The sequence below is a fragment of the Blastococcus sp. VKM Ac-2987 genome (genome assembly GCF_026967805.1).
GTDB lineage: Bacteria > Actinomycetota > Actinomycetes > Mycobacteriales > Geodermatophilaceae > Blastococcus.
On the sequence record NZ_JAPVBG010000003.1, the window covers coordinates 898,276 to 911,935 of the forward strand.

Genomic DNA, 13,660 nt, shown 5'->3' on the forward strand with positions numbered 1-13,660 from the left:
CCGGGCTCGTGCGACCACCGGCGCGGCGTCCGGTCAGGGTCCAGGGCGCACGACCGGCCGCCGCGCGCGACCTGACAGGTGGACCTGGGTCAGCTCCCGGAGCTCAGCGAGCAGGTGTTCAGCAGCTCCGGGTCGGTGGCGCCGTTACCGGCCGGGCGCGGCACGGTCGTGCTCGCCGGCGGCTGCTGGCGGTCCTCGACCCAGGCGGTGAGGGCGTCGAAGGCGGTCCGGAAGCAGGGCAGCATCGGGCGCAGGGTGTCCGGGTCCAGCCCCACCAGGCTGTCGACGTGGTTGCCGCCTTCGATGCGGTAGTAGCGGTGCAGCCGGCTCCGGTGCTCGTCGGCGACCATCTGGGCGTACACGTCGCTGTCGGTGCTGATCGGCAGCAGGGTGTCCAGCGTCCCGTGCAGGGTCAGCAGCGGCTTCTTGATCTTGCCGGTCAGGCTGATCCGAGCGAGTGCGTCGTGCACCGCCTCCGACTCCGGGTCGGCGAACCACGCGTCGTAGGCCGCGTCACTCGCGCACGGCGCCAGGATCTCGGGCAGCGTCGTGCCCGCCGTCGCCCCCGGGCAGTCCGGGTCGTACGCCGGGTCGAACTCGGCCCGGTAGACCTTCTGCGTCAGACCCCAGTACACCTGCTGGTGGTACGGCCACAGCGCCTCCGACCCGCGGGCGAAGCCGGCGGCGTACATGTCCTCTGCGTCGGCTTGGCCCAGGACGTAGCGCACTGCCGTGGGCAGGTAGGTGAACAGGTTGGGCCCGTCCGGCGTGAACAGGGTCCCCTCCCAGTCGACACCACCGTCGTAGAGCTTCGGGCGGTTCTCCAGCTGCCAGCGCACCAGGTAGCCGCCGTTGCTGATGCCGGCCATGTACGTCCGCTCGGGCGCGTGGCCGAAGCGCTCGCGCAGCGCGCCCTGCGCGGCGATCGCGAGCTGGGTCACGCGCTCGTGCCACTCGGCCACGGCGTCGCCGGGCTGGTCGCCGTCCAGGTAGAAGTCGGGACTGTTGTTGCCCTTGTCCGTGGAGGCGAAGGCGAAGCCCTGAGCGAGCACGAAGTCGGAGATCAGGAAGTCGTTGGCGTACTGCTTGCGGTTGCCCGGCGCGCCGGTCACCACCAGGCCGCCGTTCCAGCCGTCCGGGATGCGCAGCACGAACTGGCTGTCGTGGTTCCAGCCGTGGGTGGTGTTGAAGGTCGAGGTGTCCGGGAAGTAGCCGTCGACCTGCAGCCCCGGCACACCGCTGGGGTTGGCCGTGCCGGGCGCATGGAGGGAGATCCAGTCCGCCTGGTCGGTGTACTGGCCCTCGGGTGCCTGGAGCAGCCCGGCGGTGGTGATGTCCGGCAGGCAGGCGGTGACGGCCAGCTCAGCCCCCGGCACGTGCACCGTGTCGCCGGGGGTGCACTGCACGCTTCCCGGATCGGCGCCGGGCCCGTGGCCGCCTGGATGCGCGGCCGCCGGTCCAGCCGGCAGGGCGAGTGCCACCGCGATGCCGAAGGTGAGGATCGGGGTGGAACGTCGTCGCAGGCGCATCAGGACTCCCTAGGCGGACGGGCCTGGAGATAGTGACGCAGGTCACGGTCGGGAGCAAGTGGCCGGCGTCGGCCCGGGTGGCCCGCCAGCGGCTCACCGGCTACCGCGATGACGTCGTCGCTGCGAGCGTGACGTTCGAGGATCCTGCCGGCGCACTGGACGATCCCTGCCCCGCCGGCTGGAGCTCCGGACACCGCGACTCGGCGGAGGGAGCCGCGCGGCGATCCCGGGGACGTCCGTTCAGCCTCGAGCGCTCGGGCCAGCCGGCCGATGCAGTCCTTCAGGCAGTCGGCGGGTACGCCGATACCAGAGAACCCCCATCGGCCAGAAGACCGTGGGGGTTCAACACGGTGTCCGAGGGGCGACTCGGTCCATACGCGCACGGCGGTCCTGCGCCATCCTGGCGGGGGACGGCCTGCTGCAGCCGGGAGCCGGACGAGCGCCGTGATCCGCGTGCCGACGCCAGTGCGGTCTTCGCCCCGGTCCGGCGGGCCGGTGGATCAGGCTTCGACGGGCGTCTCGTGCTCGTGCCCGGTGGCGAAGGCCGGGTGCTGCGCGGCCATCTCGCTGGCCTGCCCGAGCCCGGACAGCGGGCTGGCAGGAAGGTACGCGTCGAGGTTCCGGCGGGCGACCTCGACGAGGTGAGTGGTCAATCGTGACATGCTGCTGGTACCTCTCCATGTGACTCATCAGTGACATCAGGACCAGCGACGAAGGCGCGAGAGCTGTTCCGGTTGCCGGCGTGAGGTCCCTTACGCCACGAGGCACGGCCGGCGACTCTCCGATCCCCTCGGCACGGTGGTCCCCTCGTCGCCGAGAACGCCGGCCGACGTCCACGTGGTCGTCCTCGCCGCCTGGCCCCGGGTACTGACCGCTGGCCTCGGGTACTGATAGACAGTTCTCGTCGATTGGAGCAGGCCGATGTTCACGGTGGTCGGGGAAGCGCTCGTCGACCTCGTGGGGCAACGGGGCAGTCGTACGTTGGTGGCGCACCCGGGCGGTAGTCCGGCCAACGTCGCGGTCGCGCTGGCCCGCCTCGGGAACGAGGTCGCCCTGACGACGAGCCTCGGCCGGGATGCCCTGGGAGAAATGCTCTCCGAGCACCTGACGGCTAGTGGCGTGCGGGTCGACGGCGGGGCCGATGCCGGCGCCAGGACGAGCCTGGCCGTCGCCAGTCTGGCCTCCGGAGCCGCCTCCTATGACTTCCGCATCGAGTGGGACATCGGTGACCTGGCGCCCCTTCCGGCAGAGACCCGATGCGTCCACACCGGCTCGTTGGCGACCGCCCTGGCGCCCGGGGCAGCGCAGGTGACGATGCTTCTGGAACGAGAGCGCGACCGGGGACGGGCGACCATCTCCTACGACCCCAACGTGCGCCCTGCCCTCCTGGGGTCGCCGGGGGAGGCCCGCCCCGGGATCGAGCACCTCGTGTCGCTGTCGGACGTGGTGAAGGTCAGCGACGAAGACCTGCGCTGGCTCTATCCCGACCGCCCTGACGAGGACGTGGCCCGGGATTGGCTGGCGCTGGGTGCCCCGCTCGTCGTCGTGACCCGCGGCGGGAGGGGCGTCTTCGCGGTCACCGCGCACCTGGAGCTGGACCGCCCGGCGATCCCGATCGACCTCGTCGACACCGTGGGGGCGGGTGACTCCTTCACCGCGGGACTCCTGGACGGGCTGAGGCGGGCGGACCTGCTCGGCGGTGTCCGCAGGGACGCGCTCGCGACGATCGGCGAGTCGATCCTGGTCACTGTTGTGGACGAGGCCCGCCTCGTCTCATCGATCACCTGCTCCCGTCCGGGCGCCGATCCGCCGACCTGGGCGGAGGTGGAGACCGTTCGCGCCGCCCAGCAGTCGACACGGCAGGTCATCCCGCGCTGAGCACGGCCCGAGGAAGCCGTGGACGCGCACGTCGACATGCGGGTGCCGGTGGTCGGGGGAGCGGCTTGAGCCGGTGCGGGCCGGCTCACACGCGGACCGAATGACCGCGCCGCCGCGGCCCCCCTGGTTGCCGGCGTGGATGGAGGCTACCTTCCGCGATTGTGGCGACTGAGGTGCTCGCGATGGTGCTGGCCGGTGGCGAGGGCAAGCGGCTGATGCCGTTGACTGCCGATCGCGCCAAGCCGGCGGTGCCGTTCGGCGGCATGTACCGCCTCATCGATTTCGTCCTGTCCAACCTGGTCAACGGCGGCTACCTGAAGCTGGTCGTGCTCACCCAGTACAAGAGCCACTCGCTGGACCGGCACATCAGCAAGACCTGGCGGTTGTCGACGTTGCTGGGCAACTACGTCGCCCCGGTGCCCGCGCAGCAGCGGCTGGGCCCGCGCTGGTTCTCCGGGTCGGCGGACGCGATCCACCAGAGCATGAACCTGATCAGTGATGAGCGGCCCGAGTACGTCGTCGTCTTCGGCGCGGACAACATCTACCGGATGGACCCACGGCAGATGGTCGCCCAGCACGTCGAGTCCGGAGCCGGCGTCACCGTCGCCGCCATCCGCCAGCCGCTGTCCATGGCGGACCAGTTCGGGGTGATCGAGGTCGACCCCGGCGGCCGGCGGATCTCGGCGTTCCGGGAGAAACCGACGGACGCGCGGGGCCTGCCGGATGCCCCGCACGAGGTGTTCGCCTCGATGGGCAACTACGTGTTCACGACGAGCACGCTCGTCGACGCCCTGACCCGTGACGCGGAGGACCCGGACAGCAAGCACGACATGGGCGGGAGCATCGTCCCGATGCTCGTGGAGCGCGGTGAGGCGGGGGTGTACGACTTCCGGGACAACGACGTCGCAGGCCAGCGGACGGCCGAACGCGGCTACTGGCGGGACGTCGGGACCCTGGAGAGCTTCTACGACGCCCACATGGACCTGATCTCGGTCGATCCCGAGTTCAGCCTGTACAACCCGCAGTGGCCGATCCTGACCAGCCAGGACCCCTGGCCACCGGCACGGTCCGTGCACGGCTCGAGCGGCCGCGTCGGAATGGCGACGGAGTCACTGCTCTCGCCGGGGTCCGTCGTGTCGGGGTCCACCGTGAACCGGTCGGTGCTGTCCCCGGGAGTTCACGTGCACTCCTGGGCCCAGGTCGACTCATCGGTGCTCATGCACGGCGTGCAGGTCGGACGGAACGCGGTGGTGCGCAACGCCATCCTCGACAAGGACGTCGTGGTTCCGGAGGGCGCGAGAATCGGTGTGGACATCGACCGGGACCGCGAGCTGTACACCGTCTCCGACAAGGGGATCGTCGTCGTGGGAAAGGGCCAATCGGTCGTGTCCTGAGCCCCCGGTCGGATCGAGGAGCCCGGGGGCCGGTCCCGGGGGATCGGACTACACGCCCGGCTCGCAGGGAACGGTGCCCCGCGCCACGGCGTCGACGAGACGCTGGTGGTCCTGCTCGGTCTGGTCGGCATAGACGCGGGCGAATGCACACAGGGCGCGGTCCACCTTGTCCGAGCGACCCAGGTAGCCGGCGATCATCGAGGCGCCGCTGGTGCGCGCGTGGCCCTTGGCCAGCAGCTGGCCGCAGATCCCCGCGTAGTCGGCGAGCGCGTGGGGGTCGATCGTGTCCAGTGCGACGCTGCCCTTCATGTTGCGGAACTGGCGCACGTAGTACTGACGTCCCCCGACGCTGGCCCAGCCGAGCAGGGGGTCGCTCACGGTCTGCAGTGCCTGCTGGTACTCCACCACCCGCTCGCCCTGGTGGGCGTGCCACGCGGAGTCGCCGTGGACGAAAGGGGCGACGACGGAGCGCCGAGCCTGCTTGAGCTGGAGGAACAGCACGTCCTCCGGGTCGGATCCCTCGCACAGGACGACGTAGGCCCGCAGTCCCACGCTGCCCACGCCGACCACCTTGTGGGCGATGTCGACGACGGTGTAGCCGCCGAGGATGCGGCGCCAATGCGGGGCGAGCGTCGCCAGGTAGCCGTCCAGGGCCTCGGCGAGCTCGTCGGCCTCGGCGGCCTCCACCCTGGTGATCAGCGGCGGCTCCTCGACGATGCGCCGGCGTCCTTCGTGCTGCTCGGTGAAGCGGGGAAGTGCCCGGTCGCTCGTGCGGGACCGGGCCTTCTTCGCGGCTCGGTCCAACTCCTGGCGCAGTGCCTCATCGGACGCTGCCGTCTGGAGCCGGTCGAGATCCAGGCGCTGGAACGAGCGCCAGAGCAGCGGCTGGTCCGACAGCTCCCAGAGCTGCCTGCGGTAGGAGGCAACGCAGGAGGTGGCGGCGTCGGCGCAGGAGTCCTCGCTCATGGCGTTCTGCCGTCCGGCGACCCAGACGCTGGCGACGAGGCGGCGCAGGTCCCATTCCCAGCTACCCGGGTGAGCTTCGTCGAAGTCGTTGAGGTCGAGCACCAGCTCCCGCTCGGGTGAGCCGTAGAAACCGATGTTGCCCACGTGCGCGTCGCCGCAGATGATCGGGGTGATGCCGGTGGCCGGCAGTCCGGCGAAGTCCTCGGCCATCACCACGGCGGCGCCGCGCAGGAACCCGTACGGCGAGGCGGTCATCCGCCCGATGCGCACCGGCACGAGCCAGCTGATCCGGCCTCGGTGCGCTTCCTCGAGCAGATCCAGGACGTCGCGCCGGTCGGCCGAGGGGTTCCACTGCGACAGCGACGACCGCGGCACCTGCTTCCGCAGGCGGCGGCCGAGCGCATACCGCTCGGCGCGGGGTGTGCTCCGGGTGCGCAAGGAGCCGTAGGTGTGGCCGTCGTCGGTAGCCAGCACCGTCGGGGCGGAGGCGCGCGGGCGTACGTGTGTCATCTCGACCTCCCCGGCGGCCCCGCGTGCGTGCCCTCGATCCTGGCACGGTCAGCGTGCGGCCGCGTCGCCCCCGCCCAGGGTCGCGAGGACGGCGCTGCCCGGTTCCGTCAGGCGCCGGAGTTGCGCGGCAGGAGGACGCCTGCGGCGCTGCGGGTCGCGGGGTAGGCGGCGAACTCCCGGGCGATGGCGCGACGCCGGCTGCGGTCGGCCCGGACCTGGGCTCGGCGGTCGGCACGCGCCGCTCGGAGAGCGGTGGGCTCCGCACCCGAGCGCCCCGAGAGGAGCGCCGCGCGCAGCGCGGTGCGCGCACGGTCGCCGACGCGGACCGGGGCGGAGGTGTCCGTGGTGAGCGTCGAGGGGGTCATGACCCAAGTCTGCGGAGTTCAGATCCATGCGTCCAATGAAAGTTCGGCATGTCACCCATGCCTTAAAGTCATGAGATGGAGACGCGGGTGCTGTTCTGGTTCCAGCAGATCGCAGACGGCGCGACCGTCACGCAAGTGGCCGAGCTCGAGCACACCACCCAGCCCGGGATCTCCCGCGCGCTCGCCCGGCTCGAGTCGGAACTGGGCACGCCGCTGTTGCGACGAGACGGGCGCACCCTGCGGATGACGCACGCGGGGGTGGCGTTCAAGCGCCACGTCGACGCCGTGCTGCACGAGCTCGGGGACGGTCTGGCCGCGGTCCACCAGCTCGTGGACCCCGAGACGGGCACGGTGACGCTGTCGTTCCAGCCCTCCCTCGGAACCTGGCTCGTGCCCGACCTGGTCAGCAGCTTCCGCGCCGCGCACCCCGCGGTCGGCTTCGACCTGCGGCCGAAGCGCGACGAGCACCTCACCGACGTGCGGGAGCGCAGCGACGTCGACCTCGAGCTCTCGACGTCCCGGCCGAGGGGTGGGGACGTGCGCTGGCGCGGCCTGGTCCGCCAGCCCCTGCTCCTGGCGGTGCCCGAGGGGCACCGGGCCGCATCGCTGCCCTCGGTCGCCCTCGCCGAGCTCGCCGGTGATCCGTTCGTCGTCATCCGGCCGTCGTCCTCGCTGCGCCCGCTGTCCGACGGGCTCTGCGCCGCCGCCGGGTTCACCCCCGCCGTCGCCTTCGAGTGCGACGACCTGCCGACCATGCGTGCGTTCGTGTCGGCGGGGCTCGGCGTCGCGATCGTCCCCGCGATGCCGGGGACCGCGGGTGGCGTCGAGGCGGACCGGTGCGCGCAGGTGCCGATCAGCGATGCCGGCGCGTTCCGCGAGGTCGGCGTCGCGTGGTCGCCGGAGCGCCGGCTGCTCCCCGCCGCGGAGATGTTCCTCGCGCACGTCCTCGACCGTGCTGCCGCCGGCCTGCTCGCGGCCCCTGACTACGCCGGCTGACGCCCGCGCCGTCAGGGCATCACCGCGGCTCAGTCACCCCAGCAGTTGCGCACCCCGAACGCCACGTCGCGCGACTCCACGCCGTCCACCGCATCCCCGGTGATGAGACTGACCCCCGTGTTGAGGAAGCCAGTGGGCGTCTCGCCGCCGCGCGCGGCGTCGGCGATGGCACGCACGCCCTCGCGGGCCATGTTCTGCGGGTACTGCTGGGCGGTGGCGTCGATGTCGCCCGGTCGCACAGCCGACTTGATCGCCTCGCAGCCGCCGTCCACCGACACGAGGACGACGTCCGACATGTCCCTGCCCCCGGCCTGGAGGGCCTCGACGGCACCGAGGGCAGCCGGCTCGTTGACGGTGTAGACGATGGAGATGTCCGGGTGCTCCTCGAGCAGCTGCCGCATGCCTTCTTCGCCCTTGGCCCGGTCACCTTCGGTGTAGACCTCCCCGACGATCCGCGGGTCGCCCTCCTCGAGTCCGAAGCCTGCGAGGAAGCCCTCGCGACGGAGCTCACCCGACCTGATCCCCGGTGCCAGGTCGAGCAGCGCGACGCGCGGGTCTATCCCGTCCCGCTCGGCTCTGGCCTGCGCGTACCGGCCGACGAGCTCGCCGGCCAGCCGGTTGTCCGTCGCGTACAGGGCGTCGACGGCGCTCTCGGGCTCCGTGGGTGTGTCCACGGCGATGACGACGATGCCCTCCTCGCGCGCCGCCTCGATGGCCGGGACGACGGCCGAGGAGTCGTTCGGGGCGATGAGGATCCCGTCGACCCCGCTGGCGGTCATCTCGCGCAGCGCTTCCACCTGCGCCTCGACGTCGACGTCGCTCTCGCCGGTCGCGCTGATCAGCTCCGCGTCGCGCTCGCCGGCGACGTCTTCAGCGATCTCCCGCATCGTGACCCAGAAGGGGTTGTCCTCCTGCTTGGTGATGAGGCCGACGGTGATCGGGTCGCCGTCGTCGCCGCCGCTGCAACCGGCGACGACGACGAGCACGAGCACCCCGACCAGCCCGATGGCGCGGGTCGGTCGGCGGTGGCGGCGGTCGGCCATCGGCCTCTCCTTCCGGTGCGCTCAGACGGCGGACGCGAGGTCGCGTCCGCCGAGGCTCCGGTCGGTCCGGAGGATGAACAGCGCGTACGCCGCCACCACGGCGAGGCACGCACCCGGTACGACGTAACCCAGCGCGGTGCTCCCCAGGGCGTCCATGACCCCGCCCTGGACCATCGGCAGCAGGGCTCCACCGAGGATGGCCATCACCAGGCCGGCAGCGCCGAACTTCGCGTCGTCACCCAGGCCGTGCAGGGCCACGCCGTAGATCGTCGGGAACATCAACGACAGCGACGCCGAGATGGCCACGACGGCGAGCAGGCCCAGCAGGTTGAGGGACAGCACCGCGACGAGGCAGCAGGCCACCCCGAAGGCCGCCATGACCAGCAGCAGCAACGCCGGCCGCAGGATGCCGAGGAGGTACACCATCACGAAGCGCGACACCAGGAAGAGGATGAGGCTGGCCTGCAGGTACCAACCCGAGTTCTCGGGGGACACCCCGACGACGTCCTGGGCGTAGATGATCGTGAAGGTCCACACGCAGGTCTGGGCGGCGACGTTGAAGAACTGCGCGATGACGCCGTAGCGGTAGTGGCGGTTGCCCCACAGCCGTCGGGCGGCCCCGCCGGTCGGCATCGCCACGGCCGCCTGCTCGACCGGGACCGACATCCTGCGGAACGCGATGAGCAACCAGATGAGCACGAGCACAGCGGCGATGCCGAGATACGGCGGGAGCACCAGCGCGAGGTCCTGCTCCTGGCTCGCCCGCAGCTCCTGGGGCGACATGATGACCTTCGACGCCTCGGAGGTGAGCGCCGGCAGGATGAGCACGGCCCCGAGCAGCACGCCGATGTTCGCCCCGACCGGGTTGAACGCCTGGGCCAGGTTGAGCCGTTGCGTCGCCGAGCTCTCCGGTCCCATCGCGATGACGAACGGGTTGGCCGATGTCTCCAGGATCGACAGGCCGGCGGCCAGCACGAACAGCGCGAGCAGGAAGAACTCGTAGACCAGCAGCTGGCTGGCCGGGATGAACAGCACGCCTCCGGCCGCGGCGAGACCGAGCCCGGTGAGCACGCCGGCCTTGTAGCCGAACCTGCGGTTGATCAGCGCCGCAGGGATGGCGAGCGCGAAGTACGCGCCGTAGTAGGCGAACTGGACCAGCGAGGACTGGAAGTTCGACATGTCGAAGATGCTGCGGAAGACGCCGACCAGGATGTCGGTGAGGTTGGCCGCCGCGCCCCACGCGGCGAAACACAGGACCAGCAGGACGAACGGCATCCTGAGCTGCGGGTCGAGGAGGCGCGCTCGACGCCGCTGAGGCTCTGCGGAGGTAGCTGGGGCTGCCACGGGCACCACCTTTCCGCGTGAGGTGCGTCACGTCGCGGGGCGCCAACGGTAGCCGCTCGTGAGCGCTTTGGTACCGCCGGTCTACGCCGAGAGGCGCAGATGCGGTACCGAGTCAGCACGAGACCTGACGATCACGGGGAGAGGGGAGGCGCGTCGCCCGCGTCGGGCGCCGGGGCATGGGATCGCGAGTCCTGCGGCGAGGTTCGCCGCGCCACGTCGGGCGACCGGGGCCCGGGGCCGAGCGAGCGCTGCAATCCGCTCCTCGGCCGCACTTCGAGGTTCGCGGTACGCGGCCCAGCCGCGTAGGCCCACCGTTCGATCGGTTCCTGGTCGCCGCAGAGGCAGTAGCCCGAGCACGGCCCGAGGTGGACCTCGGGTGGCTCGTGAGGTGTTCCACGAGGCGGCGCCCTGCTCCACGACGGCCTCGTCCTCGACGGTCCCGCACGGGCACGACGCTCTGGGCCTCCGACGTCGGAGATGCCGACCCGTGCCGCCGTCCGGACGTCGCTCGAGGCGGGGCCCTCGAACCGAACGGGTCTGCCAGGGGTGCCGATCAGTCGGCGTAGAGCTCGTCGATCACCGTCCTGGCGAGCTCGACGGCCGGGCCGTCGCCGTTGGGTGCGGGGGCGGTGGAGGCCCAGGTGACGACGGTGATGTCCCGGACCGGGTCGTGGCCCATGAAGGAGTTGGTCCCGGGCAGCTCACCGGAGTGCCCGTACACGGGCCCGAATCTGGCCAGGCCGAGCCCGTAGCCGGGGCTGGCCGGGTCGTCCGGGTCCAGCGGCTGGACGCTGGCGACCCGCTGCTGCTGCAGCTGCGGGCTGAGCAGGCACCCGTCGACCAGTGCTTCGACGTAGTCGGCGAGGTCGTCCGCGGTGGAGATCCCGGCGCCGGCGGTCCATCCCCAGGAGGGGTTGGCGTCGGTGACGTCCATCGGCTCCAGGGTGCCGTCGCTGGCTGCGGCCTGGATCTCCGGGGAGAGCACGAGGCTGTCGATGGTCTCGACGTTGGTGCCGAAGGTGTACATCTGCGGATGCGGCTCGGGGATCGACGCGTCGGCAAGCGCCGGGAAGGAGGTCTCGCTCAGCTCCAGCGGGTCGAAGATCCGGTCCTGGAACGCCTGCTCCACCGGCTTGCCGGTGAGCTGTTCGATGATCAGGCCCAGCAGCACGTAGTTGGTGTTGGAGTACAGGAAGCCCTCGCCCGGTGGGAAGGCGGGCGGCTCGGCGAGGCCGATCGCGAGCAGTTCCTCGGGGGACCAGACCCGGCCGGGGTTGCTGTCCATCTGCTCGTTCAGTTCCAGGTCGGTGGTGTAGTTGGCCAGCCCGCTGCTCATGTCCAGCAGCTGGGCGATGGTGATGTGGTCCCCGTTGGGCACGTCGGGGCGGTACTGCGAGACCGGGTCGTCCAGACCGATCCTGCCCTCGTCGACCAGCTGCAGGATCACCGTGGCGGTCCAGGTCTTGGTGTTGCTGCCGATCCGGACGTGGTCGGCGAGCGTGACCGGCTCGCTGCCGTGCCAGGTCCGGGTGCCGATCGTGGTGGTCCAGTCGCCGAGTTCGGGGGACCGCACCAGGACGACGGCGCCGGTGACCGCCATCTCCTCGACGAGTCGTTCCAGTTCGGGCTGGACCTCCGCGGCGTACGCCGGGTCCTCCACCGGCCACCACGCCCAGCGCGGTGACGCGTGCGCTTGGGCGGGAGCCACGACCAGCAACGCCACCGCCGATGTCGTCGCGATCGAGGCGGCCAGTGCACCGGGTGACCGGTGACGACGCGACCCGTACGAGTGCTCTCGAGCTGTCATGGTCGACCCTCCGATGGGTGTCCGGTCCGGGGTGGACGGGTGGCTGTTGTGTGCCGGGGGGCGTGCACCAGGCGGCGGACCGGCGGGGTGCACCGCCGGTGTCACAGCGCCTGCTGGAACGCGGCGGCGACGGCCGCCACGTCCGCGTTCGCCTTCTCGAGGCCGGTGGGCAGGTCGGCGTAGGTGGCCCCGCTCATGGACAGCGAGAGCACCAGCCGTTCGCCCCGCTCGGTCGTGAGGTACCCGGCGAGGCTCTGCACCTTGTAGTAGATCCGGCCCGTGGTGGGGTCGACGTCGACGCTGGTCCCCGTCTTGGCCGCGACCTCGCCCGCGGCGGGACCGTCCTGACCGGTGCTCGCCAGAGTCCCGCTCACCCCGAGGACGGGCTGGCCGGCGGCGAGCCCCTCGCCCCAGGGCTGGGTCTGCGCCCACCTCAGCCAGGTGACCATCTGCTCCGGCGTCGTCGAGGCCGGGTCGGCGCCCTGCCCGTCGAACAGCACCACGTCGTCGGTGTCGACGCCGGCCAGGCCGAGCTGGGAGTGCACCGCGGCCAGCCCGTCGATGCAGTCCGTCGAGCCGCCGTGCACCGCGAGCAGGCACATCAGGGCGTTGGCCCCGGTGTTGTAGCTGGTCTCCAGGATCATCCGGCCGAGGGCCGACAGCGGCGGAGAGGTCAGGGCGGCCACCCGCTGCTCGGCCGGGTACGGACCAGCGGAAGGCAACCCGGCCTGGTCGTTGGGTCCGACGGCGGGGGAGGTGACCGTGACCCCGGCGCGACCGAGCGCCTCGATGAACAGGGTGCGCGCCCAGGAGGCGGCATCCGGGACCCGGTGGATGGTGAGCTGGGACTCGCCGGCCGCGATGGTGCCGCTGACCGTGACCGAGGTGGGGTCGCCCGGGTCGGCGGTGACGGTGAGCGACGTCGGTGTCGCCGCGTCGGTGGTGGTCACCGTCGACTCCACGGTGACGGCCTGGGTCTGTGGCCGGAGGTCGAGGGCGGCGGGCTGACCGATCCCGGCCGCCGTCACGGTGATGTCCAGGATGTTGTCGTTGACGTAGATCGACGGGGCCGGTCCCTCCTGGCCGTCGAAGGTCTCCCACAGCCGGGTGTCGATGACCACGTCGCCGGCGATCTCGGTGACGCCGGTGGCGGCGACCTGCCGGGCGAGGTCGTCCAGGCCGGCCAGCGGGTCGTCGGGGACGAGGGCCGCGTTCGGGGCGATGTCGCCGTAGACGTGGTCGATCGTGCTGGCGGTGAACGTGTGGTCCACGCGGCCGCTCATGGCGCCGCGGCCGCCCATGGTGAGGTCTCCCGACGCCACCAGCACCAGGTCCCCGGCGACGACGCCACCGACCGGTTCGGCCGTCGCGTACACCGGCGTGGTGAGCGTGGCGTCGGTGCCCAGCGCCGCGTACGCGGTGCCCACGGTGAAGTTCTTCGCCGTCGACGCGGTGAAGACGAACTCCCCGGCGCGGCCGGCCAGCACGACCCGGCCCGTGTCCGCCTCGGCGACGGAGTACAGCCACCGGGCCGTGTCGTACTCCGGCTCGGACATGATGGCGGCGGCGGCCGCCGGCAGCTCGCCGACCTGCGCCTGGACGCCGGGCCCCCCGCCCGGCCGGGCGGGCGACCCGGCCGATGAGGTGGACGCGATCAGCACGGCGGTCGACACGAGCAAGGGGAGGGCAGCCGCCCGGCGCTTCATGCAGGTGACCCTGGCGACGTCGGAACCGCCGGGCAATGGACCTGGGTGCCTCGCCCACGTGGACCTGGGTACAGGGTTCCCGCGGGCCTCGTGGCCGGTGCGATGCCGCACCGAGGAGGCAC

Annotated in this window: 11 protein-coding genes; 3 read left to right on the top strand and 8 right to left on the bottom strand. The window is 71.7% G+C overall.

Translation table 11 applies throughout. The annotated features are described in order from the left end of the window. Positions 1 to 89: 89 nt before the first annotated feature. Both O2W17_RS19470 and O2W17_RS19475 read right to left on the bottom strand, forming a co-directional pair. Entirely contained in the window at positions 90 to 1,529 is a 1,440-nt protein-coding gene (locus O2W17_RS19470; RefSeq protein ID WP_269194108.1) for a tannase/feruloyl esterase family alpha/beta hydrolase, read from the bottom strand. 500 nt (positions 1,530 to 2,029) lie between these two features. Then, on the bottom strand, positions 2,030 to 2,182 hold the full coding sequence (locus O2W17_RS19475; protein ID WP_269194109.1) for a hypothetical protein: 153 nt from the start codon (positions 2,180 to 2,182) through the stop codon (positions 2,030 to 2,032). 268 nt (positions 2,183 to 2,450) lie between these two features. On the opposite strand from O2W17_RS19475, the gene O2W17_RS19480 reads away from it, so the two are divergent. Next, positions 2,451 to 3,407, top strand: coding sequence for a carbohydrate kinase family protein (locus O2W17_RS19480; RefSeq protein ID WP_269194110.1), 957 nt, complete (start codon positions 2,451 to 2,453; stop codon positions 3,405 to 3,407). 161 nt (positions 3,408 to 3,568) lie between these two features. Beyond that, a complete protein-coding gene (gene glgC, locus O2W17_RS19485; RefSeq protein ID WP_269194111.1) occupies positions 3,569 to 4,801 on the top strand; it encodes a glucose-1-phosphate adenylyltransferase in 1,233 nt (410 codons plus the stop codon). Positions 4,802 to 4,849: 48 nt separating this feature from the next. Here glgC and O2W17_RS19490 read toward each other — a convergent pair whose 3' ends face one another. Together O2W17_RS19490 and O2W17_RS19495 are read right to left on the bottom strand one after the other, a co-directional pair. Next, on the bottom strand, positions 4,850 to 6,277 hold the full coding sequence (locus O2W17_RS19490) for a DUF2252 domain-containing protein (protein ID WP_269194112.1): 1,428 nt from the start codon (positions 6,275 to 6,277) through the stop codon (positions 4,850 to 4,852). Between the two features lie 107 nt (positions 6,278 to 6,384). After that, complete coding sequence (locus O2W17_RS19495) at positions 6,385 to 6,642, bottom strand: hypothetical protein (RefSeq protein ID WP_269194113.1); 258 nt, start codon at positions 6,640 to 6,642, stop codon at positions 6,385 to 6,387. Between the two features lie 75 nt (positions 6,643 to 6,717). Here O2W17_RS19495 and O2W17_RS19500 point away from each other — a divergent pair, with 75 nt between their 5' ends. Further along, positions 6,718 to 7,638 carry a LysR family transcriptional regulator gene (locus O2W17_RS19500; protein ID WP_269194114.1) on the top strand — a complete coding sequence of 307 codons (921 nt, stop codon included), beginning with the start codon at positions 6,718 to 6,720 and terminating at the stop codon, positions 7,636 to 7,638. A gap of 29 nt (positions 7,639 to 7,667) precedes the next feature. Here the strand turns inward: O2W17_RS19500 and O2W17_RS19505 are convergent, their stop codons facing one another. The 4 genes from O2W17_RS19505 to dacB form a co-directional block, all read right to left on the bottom strand. Beyond that, complete coding sequence (locus O2W17_RS19505; RefSeq protein WP_269194115.1) at positions 7,668 to 8,681, bottom strand: substrate-binding domain-containing protein; 1,014 nt, start codon at positions 8,679 to 8,681, stop codon at positions 7,668 to 7,670. Positions 8,682 to 8,702: 21 nt separating this feature from the next. Beyond that, on the bottom strand, positions 8,703 to 9,956 hold the full coding sequence (gene fucP / locus O2W17_RS19510) for an L-fucose:H+ symporter permease (protein ID WP_269194116.1): 1,254 nt from the start codon (positions 9,954 to 9,956) through the stop codon (positions 8,703 to 8,705). 622 nt (positions 9,957 to 10,578) lie between these two features. After that, positions 10,579 to 11,832: a serine hydrolase domain-containing protein gene (locus tag O2W17_RS19515; protein ID WP_269194117.1), complete on the bottom strand. Its 1,254-nt coding sequence runs from the start codon at positions 11,830 to 11,832 to the stop codon at positions 10,579 to 10,581. Between the two features lie 101 nt (positions 11,833 to 11,933). Beyond that, positions 11,934 to 13,538 carry a D-alanyl-D-alanine carboxypeptidase/D-alanyl-D-alanine endopeptidase gene (gene dacB / locus O2W17_RS19520; protein ID WP_269194118.1) on the bottom strand — a complete coding sequence of 535 codons (1,605 nt, stop codon included), beginning with the start codon at positions 13,536 to 13,538 and terminating at the stop codon, positions 11,934 to 11,936. Positions 13,539 to 13,660: the final 122 nt, after the last annotated feature.